Below are 16615 nucleotides of genomic sequence, written 5' to 3'. Positions count from 1 at the left end.
TCTATTCTATCACAAAATCTGAAAATCGGATAGAAAAAGCTGCAGAGTTTCCATATTTGATGGTTCCCACTGCAGCTTTTCTTTATAACTGATTCATAATATGTCTCATATTTTCATAAGATGCCCTGGCAGAACTGATCATATCCGGAAAACCGAAGGATTCTACACTGACAGCTCCGGTATAACCTATTTCCTTCAAAGCACCTAATGTTTCGGCGAAATCATAGTGCCCATGTCCTACAAACCAACGGTCATTATCTGCAACGTGTACATGACAGATTTTCCCCTTAGCTGATTGAATTGATTTTTTAATATCACTCTCTTCAATATTCATATGGTATGTATCCAGATGCAGCTGCAACCATGGTGATCCAACCATTTCCAGAAATTCAAGTCCCTCCTTAACGGTATTGATCACATCGCTTTCATACCGGTTGATAACCTCAAGCCCCAGATATACCTGATATTTTCCCGCTTCTTCTGCACATTCCCGCAGAGCAGGTATCAGATTGGCAAAATAGCTTTCTCTGCTTTCGCAGTCTGATACCTTTCCCTTAATCAGCCCGATAATCACCACAGCATGAGGATAATCAGAAGCCGTAAGGATATGTCCCTTAATACGTTCAATTGCAGCCTGTCTTACATCCGCATCTTCGCTGGATAAAAACACCCTGTCTTTTCCATAGGCAGATCCTGTTCCAATCGAAGTCAAACTCAGGCCAAACTGATCCAATTCCTCCTTTAACTGCTTCCTGTCAAGCTGAGAGGAATCATGGATATGAAGCTCTACGCCATCATATCCTATGCTGCGGATCTGTTCAAAGCACCAGTTATCCTCACCCCGGAAAACTACCGGAGCTCGATCTCTCAGCTTCATGCTGGTACTTGTTATCGCTAACTCCATCGTTTACTCCTTTTCCACACAATCTACATTTTCAATTTCAAAGGGTTCTCCTGCTGTGCCGTGAACCTTTACATTCTTTAAGGTGAGTTCCTTTACATTATTGATAAACACGCCTCGGTTTGTACAGGGTTCAACCTCAGCCATCATTGCGGGATACTCCGGCGTTGGATTTTCCGCAAAATCAATCTCTATGTTTTCCATTGTCACTTTTTCTATTTTGGCTTCCGGAAGTCCATATATAAAGGTTCCTGCCACATGACAATTATGAGCTTCAATGTTGCGAAAGGCCAGTTCTTTTATTCTGGGAGTCCGTTCATCAACCGGAAGCGGTTCCTTTGTGCTTACATAGGTAGAATGTCCGTCAGGATCGCAGCACCAGTAGTAGGAATTTACTACAAAGGGTGTTAAAACGCCATCCATCTTAATATCTTCAAACAGAATATCCTCAACTACAGAATCTTCTCCACGGCCTCTTCTGGTCTTTACGCGCAGTCCGCGGTCCGTATCTTCGAAAATACACTTCTTACAGGACAAATGTCTCACCCCGGCAGCAATTTCGCTGCCCAGAGTTACCGCTCCGTGTCCATGTCTCATATAGCACTGGCGAATATCAACATTTCTTGATGAAACCTTATATTTATGTCCCATATAGAACTTGCCGGACTTCATGGCAATACAATCGTCACCTAAGGAAAAATATACGCCTACTACTTCCAGTCCATCTACTGATTCAGGATCCATTCCATCCGTATTCGGGGACTGCTTGGGATTGAGTACCTTCAAATCAATCCACCTCGTATGATTGGAAAAATATGGGTGAAGGTTCCAGGCTGGACTGTTCTGAACAGTCAGTCCCTGAACAGTAACATTTTCACAGTGATTCAAAAAAATCATTCTTGGGCGGAAGGCTCCTCCGATTTTTTCACGGCCCTCTCCCTTCCACCAGTTTTCATAGCTGGCATTTCCATCCAGAGTTCCTTCTCCGGTAATTACCACATCTGAAACATGAATACCCGTAAGAATAGATCCGAACATATCCAGAGGATTTCCCTCCCATGTTCCCAGATTATATTCATCCGTCTCATCATAGCTCTCAATCAGTCCCGGTAAAATAGGAAATTTCTCCCGCTCTGTATAAGCAGAAATCACTGCTCCTTCCCCAATATCCAGCGTCATATGGCTCTTCAGGAAGATACTGGATACTTTATAAACTCCCTTGGGAATATACACTCTTCCGTGCTCCGGACAGGATGACACCGCCGCCTGAATAGCAACTGTATCATCATGCTTTCCATCGCCTCTCGCTCCGAAACGGCGTACGTTCAGGGTTACAAATTCATAATCTGTCTTAAAACGAACCGTCTCTTCTGCTTCCCCGTCTGCCACAGCAGTAAGCTCATATTCCGTATCAGGCGTCAGACCGGAAATGGTCTGAACTACCCGATCGGAAGTAAGAATTTCTTTTCCATTTAACAACAGACGATACTTCTTTTCTGTAAAATAAATTCCAAAATCCAAAAATTCAATCGTGACCTTTCTGGATGTCTGAAATATAATCTGAAATTTCATGTTGCGTCCTTTCTTACAATTCGCGTCTTTAACCCTTTACTCCTCCGGCTGCAATACCTTCCACAAACTGATCCTGCGCCAGGAAGAATATAATCAGGGATGGAATCAGTGTAATAACAGATAATGCCAGCGTCTTATTCCAGTCAAATCCGCTTTCCGTATCCATGATCATACGCAGGCCCAGAGAAGCTGTAAATTTCTTTGTAGAATTTAAGTAAATTAACGGACCCATGAAGTCATTGGAGGACCACATAAACTGGAACAGCGCGCAGGATACCAGTGAAGGCTGAACCATGGGAAGCACTACGTAGATGAAACGCTTAAAGGAATTGCAACCGTCAATCTCCGCAGCCTCCTCCAGCTCTCTTGAAATTCCTCTCATGAACTGAACCAGCATAAATACAAAGTAGGTATCACAGGCAAAAAAGCTCGGCACAACTAAAGGCAGGTAGGAATCCACCCAGCCCCATTTTGTAAACAATAAGAACTGAGGCACATTTAACACTACCTGAGGCAGAAACAGCGTGGAAAGCATCAGTGCAAACCAGAAGCCCCGTGCCTTAAACTGAAACCGTGAAAAACCATATGCTGCAATGGCTGAGGAAACAACGGTTCCTATTACCTTTGGTATAACAAATTTATAGGTATTGACCATATATCTGCCAAACTGATAGGTACTGGCGAACCAGCCGTTTTTATAGCCGTCCAGCGTAAACTCCTTCGGAATAAAACCGATGGAACCAAAGATCTCCGCATTGGTTGCTTTAAAGGAAGCTCCTACCATCCATATCATGGGGTAGATCATTACAAGCCCCACTGCAATCAGAATTATGTAGCGTGCTATGGTCTGAATTTTGTATTTTTGTTGTCTTGTCATTTTAATTCCTACCTTTCTTCATCACCATAATACACCCAATGCTTCTGACTGATAAACGAAACTGCCGTCAGCACTGCAACAATAAGGAACAGCAGCCATGCCATAGCACTGGCAAGTCCCATATCATATGTCTTAAATGCATTCTGATAGATCAGGATGGAAATCAGGGTTGTAGAACCTAAGGGGCCTCCCTTGGTAATCATAAACGGTCCATTAAACTCCTGGAATGCCTGACACAGCTGAGTAACCAGATTGTAGAAAATAACCGGTGTAATCAGCGGAATGGTAATCTTTAAAAACTGTGTAAATTTTCCTGCTCCGTCAATGGACGCCGCTTCATACAGGTCCTGCGGAACGCCCTTTAATGCAGCCAGGAAAATAACCATAGCTGATCCAAACTGCCATACACGGAGAAGGCAGATTACAAACAGTGCATAATCCGGGCTTCCCAGCCAGTTAACAGGCTTTACTCCAAACAGGCCGATGATAGTGTTAACCAGACCTTCATTCTGGAAAAGGAACTGCCATAAAACAGCAATCGCAACTGAACCTCCCAGAATAGACGGGATATAATACGCTGTACGGAAAAGGTTAATTCCCTTGATCTTAAAGTTAAGAAGATATGCGATAAACAGCGCAAACAGCAGTTTTAAGGGTACTGTCATAAAGGCATACTTAAAGGTTACAATATAGGACTTTAAGTATTTTGCCGTATCGACAATCTTCTCATAATTTGCAAATCCTATATTTTCTACAGATTCCTTGAACAGATTATAGTTCGTAAAGCTATAGAAAAGAGAGGACATAAACGGATAAAATTTAAAAACGAGAAAACCGATGATCCAGATAGCAATATATGCATATCCTATGTTCTGTCTGGATGCACGGGTTATTTTTTTTGTCTTTTTCTGCATAAGGCATTCTCCATTCTATGCTTCATCTTGTTTTTCCAGCTTCAGATATTCGCCGTAGGCCATCATGAAAACTCCTACGCCCTTCTCTTCATCTGAAACCACCGGTTCGGAAAGATAGTATTCTACGCTTCCATCCCGCTCATCCTTGGGGCCTAATCCAGCCACCAGACAAATGCCGGTCAGATGCCATCCATCTTCATCCTTCTGTAACTTTTCTCTTTCCAGGCCGTCAAAGATCTCTTCGCCTCTCCTGCGCCATTTTTCTTCCTGTAAAATACCCAGACGGCAGCCCTTTAAAATCGCATATGCAATCATAGCGGATCCAGACGTTTCCAGATAATTACCTTCCAGCTCAGGCATATCTACCAGCTGATAAAACAGCTTTGTTTTTTCATCCTGATACTGCATAATTCCTGCCAGAGCTTCTTTAAACAGCCGCTTATATGTACTCAGATGTTCAAAGCTCTCCTCGGGAATCAGGCCGCAGCAGTCAATCAGCGCCATCAGATACCATCCAATGGAGCGCAGCCAGAAATTGTGGGAGCAGCCTGTTGTTTTGTCTGCCCAGATCATCTGGCGCTTCTCGTCATATGCGTGGTAATACAGTTTTTTCTCTTCATCAAACAGATATTTTCTGGCGTTTAAAAACTGTCCTGTAATATCATTGTAGCGCTCTCCGCCATTAAATCTCTTTTCGTATTCCAGATAAAGAGGCTGCCCCATATATAATCCGTCCAGCCAGATCTGATACGGATATATCTGCTTATGCCAGAAGCTTCCGCAGTCTGTACGGGGATGTGTTTCCAGCTGCTCTCTGATATGGCTCAGAGCAATTTTATATTTTTCTTCCCCGGTCTGGTCATAGAGGAAGTAAAGAACTCTTCCGTTATTTACCTTATCCAGATTGTAATCCTCAGGAACATAATAACGAATCGTTCCATCCTCCTGTATATACCGGTCCATAAAGGTACGAATACAATTGATGTACTTTTCATCTCCGGTGGCTTCATACAGATACTGGGCTCCTAACATTACACAGCCATCTTCATAATTCCAAACCGGACGCTGTCTGTTGTTATAATCTTCAATCCATTTATCAATATATGAATTAATTACTTCTCTGTTCTTCATCTCTTTATCCCTTTTTCTTAGTAAGGATTGCTTGCATAAACTTCATTGATACTGTCAATCAGATACTGTGCCAGCATCTCTACATCCTGTCCGTTGCTGAGTCCCTCAAATACCTCATAGTAGATACCTGTAGAATCCTTTAATGCGGAATTCTCAAAGTTTGGATCAAGTGCAAAGTTTGCAACCTTCATAACTGCCTGATTGCCCTCATAGGTAAGACCTTCCAGCTTGCCAAGACCTGACAGAACTTCATTTGCATAAGTGTTAGCCAGCATACCGCGCTCTGTGCCCATAAGCTCAATACCCTTTGGATCATTGATAAGGAAATCTAACAGCATAGCAGCCTCTTTTTTGTGCTCAGAGGTTTCTGTAATTGCAAAGCAGGAAGAAATCTTTATAAGTCCTGCCTCATACTCTCCGCCCTTAAGGAACTCACCAAGTACAAACTCCTGATCGCCTTCCAGAGCGTTAGCAAATTTCGCCTGAGCAGAATCCCACTCATAGAAGCCGGCATACTGTCCGTTGATCCAGCCCGGATTCTTCTCCAGAACTGTAGCGCCGTCGCCCTTTAACTGAGCAATGCTTGGAAGAACATGTGCATCCTCTAAGGAATTAATAAATTCAAGACCTTCCTTTACTTCCTCAAGAGAATAATTTAAGGTATTGTTCTCTGCCCATTCTTTTCCGTATTTTCCTTCCAGATAATACATCATCAGAAGCATTCTCTCATATTCATACATAGCCAGAGGATAGTACTCATCGCCTAATTTCTCCTTAAATGTGGTTCCTGCTGCAATCAGCTCATCCCAGCTTGTAGGAAGAGCAATACCTGCTTTGTCAAAGGTAGTTTTATTCCAGTAGAAGCACTTTCCTGTAGTACCGATCGGAATCGCCTGCTGCTTGCCGCCTACTACACACTGCTCCAGAAGATCTGCCGGATAGTTTTCCATATTGATTACATCTGCGAACTGGGTCAGATCTACGAATTTAGAACCGTCGCTAGAGAACTGATACAGCCAGTTCCAGTTAACCTGCATCAGATCAGGTGCTGTACCGCCGCTGAGCTGGGTAGCTACCTTCTCAGCCCATCCGTCCCAGGCTCCGTACTCGCACTCTACCTTGATATTAGGATATTTTTCCATAAATGCCTGACATGCCGCCTCTGTTGCCTTATGTCTGGCATCGCCTCCCCACCAGCTGAAACGCAGAGTAACTTCTCCGTCAGAAGCTGCAGCATCTTCCTTATCTGCAGCTGCGGAAGTCTCTCCGCCCTCAGCCTTTGTCTCTTCCTTCTTGGTCTCTTCAGGCTTTCCTGTAGGTCCGCAGGCTGTAAGCCCTGCAACCATAGATACTGCCAGACCTGCTGCCGCCACACGCTTCATCAATTCCTTTTTCATTTTCTTCCTCCTGTTTCATAAATAATTCTGGAATTTAACTGTTTTCGCCACAAAACATCCTAATTCCAATTGCCTTGTACTCTTATAATAGTATAAGCCTAGTGTAATGTCAATATATCATTGTATATTTTGTATGTATACATATGTTGTTTTTTATTGTATACATACAAATTTTATAATATTTTTGAACGTATCCATTCACCACACACAACTCCTTCTTTGATATTTGCCAGAATTACAGAACCATCCCCGTCATGCCCTGTTGTTTTGCAAAGGTTTGCAAATTCGGCTAAAATTTAATGCATTCCTGATCCTGGATGCTGTCACATTTCTGCGGTCCAACTATCAGTCCTGCATGTCTCTCGTGATATTTCATATATTATCACGCATCCCTTCTCCCGTCAATTAGACATTTTATCCAGTTTAGTTGCTTTTACTTTGTGTATTATGCACAATTTTCTTTCTGCTGGATTTATGTTAAAATCAAAGTAGTTGCAAACGTTTTCAGTTTTTACTGTATACTTTTTTACTTTGTACAATTCAGAAAGGAAATCTATATTGCTATGAAAATTCTTGACCGCTACATTGACCAGCTTTTAGAAAAAAGCAGTCCGTCCCGTCCGATCTGGAATATTGAAAAAATCCGTCAAGGTGCAAAACCTTCCTGGAATTATATGGATGGCTGTATGATCAATGCTATTTTGGAACTTTATCATATTACACAGAAAGAAGAATATCTTGATTTTGCAGACCGGTTTATTGACTATTTTGTAGAAGAAGATGGTTCCATCCATTCTTATGATCCTAAAGAACACAACCTTGACAATGTTAATACTGGAAAAACCCTCTTTGATCTGTATGATCTGACTGGAAAAGAAAAATATCGCCTCGCTATTGACCTGGTATACAGCCAGTTAAAGACCCAGCCCCGAACTTCAACTGGTAATTTCTGGCACAAAGAAATTTATCCAAACCAGATCTGGCTGGATGGACTCTATATGGCACAGCCATTTTATATGCAATATGAAGTTACTTACAACAACAGTACTAATTGCAAAGACTGCTATCAGCAGTTCGTCAATGTGTACAATCTGATGCGTGATCTGAGAAACGGCCTGTATTACCATGCTTATGATGACTCCAGAACGTCTTTCTGGTGTGATAAAGTCACAGGATTATCTGACAACTTCTGGCTGCGTGCATTGGGCTGGTATGCCATGGCTCTGATCGATACAATGGAAGTAATGCCAGAAGAAACTCTTGGCAGCGAAAAGAAAGAAATGAATCGGATCTACAAGGAACTTATTGATTCCATGCTTCCCTATCAGGATGAAGAAACAGGAATGTGGTATCAGGTCGTAAACCGGGGTGGAATTCATCCCAACTATCTTGAAACATCCGGTTCCGCAATTTTTGCATATGCGATCATGAAGAGTGTACGTCTCGGTTTCCTGGACGGATCCTATTTTGCCTATGGAAAGAAAGCATTTGAAGGGATCTGTCGCACTTACCTTTCTGAAGAAAACGGAGAACTGCAACTGGGCGGGATCTGTCTTGTGGCAGGACTTGGAAATAAAGAAATGCGGGAAGGAACCTTTGATTATTATATGCGCGAACCGATCGTTAAAAATGAGGCGAAAGGCGTTGCACCGCTGATCCTTGCATACATTGAACTGATGTACCAGCACCAGGAAGCTGAAGTATAAGCCGGATCAGAGAAGTTTCCGTATCTCCAGGATATCTTCCACGCAGATCCCGGTACCATCTTCTAAGACGATCTTATGGGTATAAGCATCCGTTTTTTTCACGATCCCTGAAACAGTTATATAAGCTCCCCCCTCTTTTTGTTCATCTTTTTGAAAATACGTAAAGAGGGCGGGAGTTTTTTCGCGCAGCAGTACCTTAAGTTTTTCATCCAAAAACGTTTTCTGCGTCTCATCCAGTTCGATCTTCTCCCCTGTCACCCTGGCAGTCTCCTTAATAGCCCCTTCAAATCCCGTAAGAGCCGCAAAAGGCGCAAACTGTGCCGCCCGGTTCTCCCTTGACATAGGAGGATGCTTTTTTGAAACCGGTCTTGACAGACCAATGATATCCTCATACTTTTTCACGCCTTATGCCCTCCGATCTGCCGGTTGCGCTCTATAGCCGTTGCTCCTTCCTCCAAATTCATCCCCTTAAGGATCGCATTTTTCCCATACTTCTTCTTAATATCCAACATAGCCTGCTGCAACCTTTTCTCCTTCTCCAGGTTCTTTACTTCCTTTTCCCGCTCCTTCTCTACTGCTTCATAGTCTGTAAAAAGGCTTAACTGCTCATAAGTCTCCTGTTTTTGTACCTTCTTCTCTTCCATAGCATGTTCTGCCGTAATATAAAGCCTGCGGATCAGCAGATTTTTATCTACAATACCATCATACAGCTCCATAGCCCCCTGCATGATCAGTCTTGCAGAAGAAGTCGGCAGTTTTAAATGAATGGTTCCATGGGCATGCTTGGGGATTTTCCTGCCATACTGATCCGTAGTCACTGCCCCTTTATACGCTTTTCTTCTCACCGGATCTGTCAGATTTTCAATATCATACCCCACCGTCAGAACGATCTGGCTGGCTATAAGCCCTTTATCCACCAGGTCCATTGCCAGCATATCCGCCATTTCCTTTAAAACCAGCTTTGCCTGGTTAAAATCACAGGGACAATGCAATACCTGCCCCGAGCCAATGCTCTTATCCTGAGGCTTGTACGCCTTTATATCTGCAATGGTACATGGCTCATATCCCCATGCATGATCAATGAGAAGTTCCGCATTGATCCCAAACAGTCGAAACAACAGATCCTCATTATAAAAATCCCCAGAACGTCCCAGAGAACACCTGGCAATATCCCCCATTGTATAAATTCCATTTTCTTCCAGTTTTCTGGCATAACCTTTTCCTACTCTCCAGAAATCCGTAAGCGGCCTGTGATCCCATAGCATCTGGCGATAAGACATTTCATCCAGCTCTGCGATCCGCACTCCGTCCTGATCCGCAGCCACATGTTTTGCCACAATGTCCATGGCAACCTTGCAAAGGTACAGATTAGGGGCGATCCCCGCAGTGGCAGTGATCTTTGTTTCACTTAACACATCCTGGATCATTTTCATCGCCAGTTCCCGGGCTGTCATCCTGTAAGTGCCCAGATACTCTGTCACATCCATAAATACTTCATCAATGGAATATACATGGATATCCTCCGGAGCCACATACTTTAAATAAATATGATAGATCTTTGTACTCACTTCCATATAGTGAGCCATCTGAGGGGGCGCGATTACATAATCAATCTCAAGCCGCGGATCCCTTTCAAGCATTTTCGCATCACAAGATCTCCCTGTAAACTTTCGCTGTGGCAATCCGCTTCTTCGCAGACTATTAGCCTGCTTCACCTTCTGCACCACTTCAAATAATCTCGCCCGCCCAGAGATCCCGTAAGCCTTCAAAGAAGGGGATACCGCCAGACAGATGGTCTTTTCCGTCCTTGAAGGATCCGCCACCACCAGATTAGCAGTAAGCGGATCCAGCCCGAGATCCACTGCTTCTACGGAAGCATAAAAAGATTTCAGATCAATAGCAATATAAATCTTATCAGAACCCATGTTTAAACCTCCATGACCAGTTACTGTTTAGTATACCATACGCCATTTTTCCTGTCCATGAACGCTGCAAACATTTGTTCTTATCTATTCTTAACTTACTCATTCTCACTTCAATTCAAAATACTGATCATGAAATTCAGATATCCCACATAAGTCAGCCACACCAGATACGGCACCAGCGAATATTAGAATTTTCAGAATATCATTAAAGTCATTTGCTTATTTCTATCTCCACACCTCTTCAGCAATTTCTTTCACCAATTTTAACTTTGCCCACTGCTCTTCTTCTGTAAGCTTGTTTCCGATCTCACAGGAGGCGAAACCGCACTGTGGGCTTAAGTATAAGCGGTCTAAAGGCACGTGTTTTGCAGCCTCATGGATCCTTGCGATCACGTCTTCTTTCTTTTCTAATACCGGGGATTTGGTGGTTACAAGGCCCAGAACTACTTTTTTGTCGCCGGAAACTTTTGCTAAAGGAGCAAAACCGCCGGATCTTTCATCATCGTATTCCAGATAGTAGGCGTTTACATTTTCCTCGCCAAAAAGCAGGTCGGCTACTCCGTCGTATGCACCGGAACTGAAAAATGTGGAATGATAGTTTCCGCGGCATACATGGGTATTGATCACCAGATCCGCCGGTGCCTGAGCTGCAACTTCATTGTTTAACTGAAGGAGCAGTTTCTTGTATGCCTCCAACGCATCTCCCTTTCTTCCGGTCAATGCAACTGCCAGCTTTGGATTAACCATACCGCCCCATACACAGTCATCAAACTGAAGGTTGCGGCAGCCTGCTGCGTAGATCTCATTGACAAATTCCACATATGCCCCTGCCACATCTTTTGCAAAAGCTTCTTCACTTCCATAGATATCCAGTGTAGTTCCAAGAAGCTCGGCACCTGTAAAGTAAGCATAAAACTGTCCTGGAGACGGAATAGTCTGCTTTGCTACTGTATTTTCATCTTCTAATGCTTTTACAAATTTAAAATGCTCTACAAACGGGTGGTTCTTTACAGAGATCTTGCCTACCATGTAGGTATCGTCGATCATAGCTGCCTCTGCATCGAAAGTCGTATTTCCTTCTACTGTCTTTCTATGCTCAATGCCCTGAAATCCCCACATAAAATCCAGATGCCAGGTGGATCTGCGGAACTCACCGTCTGTGATCACATGATATCCCAGCTTTTTGATCTTTCCAACCAGATCACGGATGCAGTCATCTTCTACTGCTGTCAGTTCTTCTTTTGTGATCTTTCCTTCTTCAAAATTCTTTCTTGCCTGCTTTAATGCTTCCGGTCTTAAGAAGCTTCCTACATAATCATAACGAAATGGTGTTTTTAAATCTGCCACTGTCTTATCCTCCGTTTTCACAATTTTATAGATCAATCAACCAGTTGTTATCTGGTTCCCGTCTGTTTTTTTCTGAGGATAGTTTAACAGTAGTTTTCATTTTGGGATAATACTTTATATTTTATGTTATCCATAGTTTCAATCTATGGATACATATTTTTTCAGTGCTTCAATATAAGTATCTGCATAACGGCTGAACAGTATATTTTTCTTTTTCACCAGACCGATCCGCATCTGAACATCCATGTCAAGCGGTCTTGCAATGATCTGGGAGCCATTTAGTTCCTCGCTTATTACTCCGGAACACACAGTAAAACCATTTAAACCAATGATCAGATTAAACATGGTAGCCCTGTCTCTTACCTGAATGTTTTTAGGCATGTCCAGCATGCTTAAAAACTCTTCTGCATAATAAAAAGAATTCCGCTCCCCCTGTTCGTAAGTAAGATATGGATACGCCTTCAGATCCTCTAACTGTATCTTCGCTTTCACCGCCAGAGGATGTACATTGCTGATAAATACATGCGGCTCTGCTGTAAATAATTCTTCAAAGATCAGGCCATTCTTTTTGATCAGCTTCGTCAGCACTTCTTCATTGTGTTCAGACAGATAGATCACTCCCAGCTCACTTTTTCCATTTGCCACATCATCAATGATCTCACCGGTCTGTGTTTCCCTGAGGATAAAATCATATTTTGCCGCATCATAGGTCTGGACCACATCTACAAAGGCATTGACTGCAAAGGAATAATGCTGGCAGGAAACAGAAAACTTGGGCATCCGCGCTTTTCCGACGCCGAAATGCTCCTTCATAATATCCACCTGTTCCAACAGCATTCCCGCATAAGACAGCAGTTCTTCCCCTTCCCTGGTAAGGACTACACCCTTTTTGGACCTGACAAAAATAGTCACTCCCATTTCTTTTTCCAGGTTATGGATCGCTGCGCTGAGGCTTGGCTGGGATATAAAGAGTTTTTCTGCCGCTTCTGTGATATTTCCACATTCGGCCGTCATTTTTATGTAGGTCAGCTGCTGCAGTGTCATAGATGTACTCCTTTTGCCCTTTTTTATGTTTCCTTCTGCCTTTCCCAACTTTCAGGATTTTTACGCTGTTTGATGACTGTTTGATGACTGTTTTATGGCCGTTTGATGCTCTTTTTGCACCCTACTTTCAGAGTCTTTAAATATTCCTTCTGCTCCGGCGTAATGCGGAAACTTTCCCTTGCCTTCTGGATGGTCTTATTGTGGGTCCACGGTTCTAAAACCGGATCCTGCAGATAAGGAATGGTTGCATCCCACTGCTTTGCAAGAGCGGTTGCAAAGAACCAGGCGATCATCATATTCACATAGTATTCATCTGACCGGACAGAAGCCGGCATTTTCAGATATTCCGGCTTAAAATCTTCATCTAAGAACCAGCGCATCAGCATTTCAATGCCAAACCGGCAGATATACGTATGCTCAGAAGGGATCCACTGTTTGATCTTTTCTAACAATTCCGGTTTGTGGTTTTTAAATACCTTAGGAGAAAGGCCGTCACAGATAGCCCAGTTGTCAATATAGGGAAGAAATTCTTCCACTACCTTCATACAGGTATCATAGTCTTTGATCTCCCCCAGCAAAAGGATATGGACCATGTATTCTTCATAATAGGTATGAGGCAGCTGCTTTAAAAATGTTTCTGACTCTGCCTCTTTTTTATACTCTTTTACAAATTTTTTCAGAACCGGCACACGGACCCCGATAAAATACTCTCTTGGCAGTTCCGGGATCAGCCCGCTGTGGAAATCCCCATATGCATGATCCTGTAATTCAAATAATCGTTTCTGAATATCCGTCATATCAGCTTTTTATCCTTTTATTTTAATAATTTAATCAAACTGCGTTTCCCAGTGCTTCGCTTCATTTGCCTTAAAACACATTTGGATCTGTTCTTTATTCGTCTTTTCCAGAGCCAGGTTTTCAGGAATTTCCTCTTTACCAAAATACCGGATCTCTGTTGTTTCAATATTTTCCGTAAATGCCCCACTGATCACTTCACACAAAATAAATACTTTCACGATCCCATAAGCATAAGGCGGATCATTGTGCTTGTTCCTGTCCTGAACTGCGATCATACGCACCGGCTTTACATTCAGCCCTGCTTCTTCCAATGTTTCTTTCACTGTATTTTCAGCCACGGACTGATTTACATCACACCATCCTCCCGGCAGTGACCAGGTCCCATTTTTCTCATGGACCAGAAGGATCTTTCCCTCTTTAAAAACAGCCGCCCTTGTATCTACTTTTGGAGTCTGATAACCTGTTTCGTTGCAAAACAGATTTTTTACTTTTTCCAGCGGAATATCGCTTTTGCATGCGATCATCTCCGCTGCGATCTCCCGTATCCTGGTATACCGTTCCAGATCGTACACATCTTTTCCATAAGCCAGTCCCGCCTGTGCAAGGCTTTGAAGTTCTACTGCAAATTCGATCCATTTATCCTGAAGCATATATAATTCCCCTTTTCTGCTCCTTTTATCATATCAAAAAAGCTGCCGTATTTCTACAGCAGCCTTTGATCTGAAATGTAAATTGTAAAAAGACATCTCTCGTTTTATTCTAAATATCAAACACACCAAGCATTACAATACCAATGATAACCAGCAGGATCATTGCATAATGCTTCCAGGACAGCTTTTCCTTTAAGAAAATGCGGCTCCAGACAACAGATGCCACGCAGTATGCGGAAATGATCGGCGCAGAAATAGCAGCATGTGCAGTATCAGATAATGCAAAAATGTAAGCAAACTGACCAGCAGTCTCGCAGATTGCACCGAAGTATTTCGGTCCTTCCTGGCTGAATGCAAACTTCTGCTTTTTGATAAAGCCTACATATACGATACAGCAGACAGCTGCAAAAAGGAAAGTCAGTTCATAAGCACAGTTGGATACAGAAGCTGCATAGGAAGAGCACTCCTCTGCTGTTGCAAACAATCCTGCTGCTTCCACTTCACCAGCCAGTGTATCAAGAACTAAGGTATCTGCAAATGTACCTGCTGCATCTAACAGGCAGTACGCAACGGGAAGTGCCAGAGCCAGCCAGGATTTTGCATATTTGTAATTGGATGCTTTCTGACGTTCTGCACGCAGCTCATCATCTTCTCTTGACTCAACGACGCCAAGTCCGATGACGCCGATACATACAAGGGCAACAGCGCCCATAACAGCCAGACGCATGGAACCTTCAATTCCATCATCCAGTGTACCTGTGATAAAGCATAAAACTGCTACCAGGGCACCGGAAGAGTTGCAGATCGGTGAAGAAATAGATAACTCAATGTAACGAAGGCCGATATATCCCAGTGTCATAGAGGAAATGTATAACAGGGATACCGGTAAATAAGTAAGTATTACGTGCCAGGTAACTTCCACACCGCCTACGAAGATCTCGTACAGTGCATGGATACCCATGATAATACCTACAGCAATGACCATTTTTAAATGGGCATATTTGTCATTGCCGCGACAGCCAATCTTTGAAAACAGGTCGGATCCGCTCCAGCACAGGAGCGCAATAAGAGCAAGCCAAAACCACATATTTTTCTAAATTCCTTTGCATTTTTCTTATCTTCCAGTTTTTCCCATCTGGACAGACTTGCTTATTATATATCCGAATTTACTTTTTCGCAAGGGCGATCAACCCTTTCTGGTGCCAAGTTTTATCATTAATCCCAGATATTTCCAAATAGAAGCAGAAAAACGGCCGCATCACTGCGGCCGCTTAAGCTTAAAAACACTTGTATTACTATTATTAATATTCATCTACATACAGATGCATTGGATAAGTTCTGTATTCTACGCTGTCTAATTTGTCTACGGTGATAAATCCTGGAGGTGCCATAATTACATCCGGGATACGGTTTACGATGGTTGCGCAGGTGTGGACAGGTGTATCCGGTTTCTGTACATAGAAGGTAACATCCGGCTCGCCCTTAATCTTCCAGTCACACATATCGCCGTCATCTGGTCCGTAAACTTTACCGATACACTGTGTCTCGATCACTGGTCCCTGGAAAGTCTCGGTCGTAACCACTGCGCTCATACCAATGCAGCGTCCTACCGGAATGGTCAGTCCCATGGTCTCTGAATAAACTTCTTTATCGGAGAAATATGGAACGCACTTCTGGGTCTGGCTCTTAATGGTCCATCCCATCAGGTTGCAGAGCGCTTCGTTGGAGTTCCATACATAAGATGGTTCCAGAACTTCCGGATGAGCAATGGTCTTTTCAAATTCTTCCGGTGTCAGGTTGCAGCCGTGAGCTTTTGCAAGTGCAAGACCATAATCTTCTACATTGTAGCTTACAGCGCCTTCGATCTTCTTAATATCATGGCAGCCGCCTGCTACGGTTCCGATCAGATGTACCCAGAAGATATCTTCCATACCTGCTCCAACGATGGTACAGCCGTTTTCTTTTGCAAGAACGTCTAATTTATTGGTGCATGCTGCGGAAGTGGTCCATGGATAGGTTGCTTCCTCGCAGGTGGTAATTACATTGATGCCTCTGCTTAAACATTTTGCATAATGCTCATAGCAGTCATCCACAAAACTGAATAAGGTTACAATGGCAATGTCCGGCTGGCACTCATCCAATACTGCATCTGCATCGTTACGGATCTTTACGCCCAGATCAAATCCCAGTCCGCAGAACTGTCCAACGTCCATGCCTACTACAGCAGGATTTACATCGATCGCGCCTACAATATCTGCGCCTTTCTCATAAAGATAACGCAGTGTGTATTTTGACATCTTTCCGCATCCGTACTGAACCACTCTGATTCTCTCTTTATTCATAGTGTAACCTC

Annotated in this window: 15 protein-coding genes; 1 reads left to right on the top strand and 14 read right to left on the bottom strand. The window is 43.1% G+C overall.

Features of this window, described 5'->3' with window-relative positions; translation table 11 throughout:
- Positions 1-82 precede the first annotated feature (82 nt).
- The 6 genes from DW251_RS10725 to DW251_RS10700 are packed head-to-tail and all read right to left on the bottom strand — an operon-like array spanning position 83 to position 6792.
- Positions 83-904 (bottom strand): sugar phosphate isomerase/epimerase family protein, encoded by an 822-nt coding sequence (locus DW251_RS10725; RefSeq protein ID WP_021870779.1) that lies wholly within the window; start codon positions 902-904, stop codon positions 83-85.
- A gap of 3 nt (positions 905-907) precedes the next feature.
- Positions 908-2473 (bottom strand): glycoside hydrolase family 28 protein, encoded by a 1566-nt coding sequence (locus DW251_RS10720; RefSeq protein ID WP_021870778.1) that lies wholly within the window; start codon positions 2471-2473, stop codon positions 908-910.
- 28 nt (positions 2474-2501) lie between these two features.
- Positions 2502-3350: a carbohydrate ABC transporter permease gene (locus DW251_RS10715; protein WP_021870777.1), complete on the bottom strand. Its 849-nt coding sequence runs from the start codon at positions 3348-3350 to the stop codon at positions 2502-2504.
- A gap of 8 nt (positions 3351-3358) precedes the next feature.
- Entirely contained in the window at positions 3359-4264 is a 906-nt protein-coding gene (locus DW251_RS10710) for a sugar ABC transporter permease (RefSeq protein ID WP_021870776.1), read from the bottom strand.
- Positions 4265-4279: 15 nt separating this feature from the next.
- A complete protein-coding gene (locus DW251_RS10705) occupies positions 4280-5395 on the bottom strand; it encodes a glycoside hydrolase family 88 protein (protein ID WP_021870775.1) in 1116 nt (371 codons plus the stop codon).
- Between the two features lie 17 nt (positions 5396-5412).
- On the bottom strand, positions 5413-6792 hold the full coding sequence (locus DW251_RS10700; protein ID WP_243034926.1) for an extracellular solute-binding protein: 1380 nt from the start codon (positions 6790-6792) through the stop codon (positions 5413-5415).
- A 563-nt stretch (positions 6793-7355) separates the two neighbouring features.
- Between DW251_RS10700 and DW251_RS10695 the strand changes: the two genes are divergently transcribed.
- A complete protein-coding gene (locus DW251_RS10695; RefSeq protein ID WP_021870773.1) occupies positions 7356-8498 on the top strand; it encodes a glycoside hydrolase family 88 protein in 1143 nt (380 codons plus the stop codon).
- Positions 8499-8504: 6 nt separating this feature from the next.
- On the opposite strand, the gene DW251_RS10690 is transcribed toward DW251_RS10695, so the two are convergent.
- From DW251_RS10690 to DW251_RS10655, 8 genes are all read right to left on the bottom strand, one after another.
- Positions 8505-8900: a DNA repair protein gene (locus tag DW251_RS10690; RefSeq protein WP_021870772.1), complete on the bottom strand. Its 396-nt coding sequence runs from the start codon at positions 8898-8900 to the stop codon at positions 8505-8507.
- Entirely contained in the window at positions 8897-10423 is a 1527-nt protein-coding gene (locus tag DW251_RS10685; protein WP_021870771.1) for an impB/MucB/SamB family protein, read from the bottom strand. The genes DW251_RS10690 and DW251_RS10685 overlap by 4 nt, the downstream gene beginning before the upstream one ends.
- 225 nt (positions 10424-10648) lie before the next feature.
- Positions 10649-11770, bottom strand: a complete 1122-nt coding sequence (locus DW251_RS10680) for a 5-methyltetrahydropteroyltriglutamate--homocysteine S-methyltransferase (RefSeq protein ID WP_118301066.1) — start codon at positions 11768-11770, stop codon at positions 10649-10651.
- Between the two features lie 138 nt (positions 11771-11908).
- Positions 11909-12814: a LysR family transcriptional regulator gene (locus DW251_RS10675; RefSeq protein WP_021870769.1), complete on the bottom strand. Its 906-nt coding sequence runs from the start codon at positions 12812-12814 to the stop codon at positions 11909-11911.
- A 92-nt stretch (positions 12815-12906) separates the two neighbouring features.
- Positions 12907-13611 carry a DNA alkylation repair protein gene (locus DW251_RS10670; protein ID WP_118301065.1) on the bottom strand — a complete coding sequence of 235 codons (705 nt, stop codon included), beginning with the start codon at positions 13609-13611 and terminating at the stop codon, positions 12907-12909.
- Between the two features lie 30 nt (positions 13612-13641).
- Positions 13642-14262 carry an NUDIX hydrolase gene (locus DW251_RS10665; RefSeq protein ID WP_021870767.1) on the bottom strand — a complete coding sequence of 207 codons (621 nt, stop codon included), beginning with the start codon at positions 14260-14262 and terminating at the stop codon, positions 13642-13644.
- A gap of 109 nt (positions 14263-14371) precedes the next feature.
- The gene (locus DW251_RS10660; protein WP_118301063.1) at positions 14372-15349 is read right to left on the bottom strand and encodes an EamA family transporter; all 978 of its coding nucleotides are present in this window, start codon (positions 15347-15349) and stop codon (positions 14372-14374) included.
- A 214-nt stretch (positions 15350-15563) separates the two neighbouring features.
- Complete coding sequence (locus DW251_RS10655; protein WP_021868974.1) at positions 15564-16604, bottom strand: dihydrodipicolinate reductase; 1041 nt, start codon at positions 16602-16604, stop codon at positions 15564-15566.
- Between the last annotated feature and the right edge of the window lie 11 nt (positions 16605-16615).

Source organism: Clostridium sp. AM22-11AC, assembly GCF_003473545.1.
Classification (GTDB): Bacteria; Bacillota; Clostridia; order Lachnospirales; family Lachnospiraceae; genus Enterocloster.
The sequence above is the reverse complement of the archived record's forward strand: the minus strand, read 5'-3'. Positions and strand labels throughout refer to the sequence as shown.

Excerpts from the sequence above, each read along its gene's own strand:
- DW251_RS10725 (WP_021870779.1), bottom strand. The coding sequence starts at position 904 with ATGGAGTTAGCGATAACAAGTACCAGCATGAAGCTGAGAGATCGAGCT.
- DW251_RS10720 (WP_021870778.1), bottom strand. The coding sequence starts at position 2,473 with ATGAAATTTCAGATTATATTTCAGACATCCAGAAAGGTCACGATTGAA.
- DW251_RS10715 (WP_021870777.1), bottom strand. The coding sequence starts at position 3,350 with ATGACAAGACAACAAAAATACAAAATTCAGACCATAGCACGCTACATA.
- DW251_RS10710 (WP_021870776.1), bottom strand. The coding sequence starts at position 4,264 with ATGCAGAAAAAGACAAAAAAAATAACCCGTGCATCCAGACAGAACATA.
- DW251_RS10705 (WP_021870775.1), bottom strand. The coding sequence starts at position 5,395 with ATGAAGAACAGAGAAGTAATTAATTCATATATTGATAAATGGATTGAA.
- DW251_RS10700 (WP_243034926.1), bottom strand. The coding sequence starts at position 6,792 with ATGAAAAAGGAATTGATGAAGCGTGTGGCGGCAGCAGGTCTGGCAGTA.
- DW251_RS10695 (WP_021870773.1), top strand. The coding sequence starts at position 7,356 with ATGAAAATTCTTGACCGCTACATTGACCAGCTTTTAGAAAAAAGCAGT.
- DW251_RS10685 (WP_021870771.1), bottom strand. The coding sequence starts at position 10,423 with ATGGGTTCTGATAAGATTTATATTGCTATTGATCTGAAATCTTTTTAT.
- DW251_RS10675 (WP_021870769.1), bottom strand. The coding sequence starts at position 12,814 with ATGACACTGCAGCAGCTGACCTACATAAAAATGACGGCCGAATGTGGA.
- DW251_RS10670 (WP_118301065.1), bottom strand. The coding sequence starts at position 13,611 with ATGACGGATATTCAGAAACGATTATTTGAATTACAGGATCATGCATAT.
- DW251_RS10665 (WP_021870767.1), bottom strand. The coding sequence starts at position 14,262 with ATGCTTCAGGATAAATGGATCGAATTTGCAGTAGAACTTCAAAGCCTT.
- DW251_RS10660 (WP_118301063.1), bottom strand. The coding sequence starts at position 15,349 with ATGTGGTTTTGGCTTGCTCTTATTGCGCTCCTGTGCTGGAGCGGATCC.
- DW251_RS10655 (WP_021868974.1), bottom strand. The coding sequence starts at position 16,604 with ATGAATAAAGAGAGAATCAGAGTGGTTCAGTACGGATGCGGAAAGATG.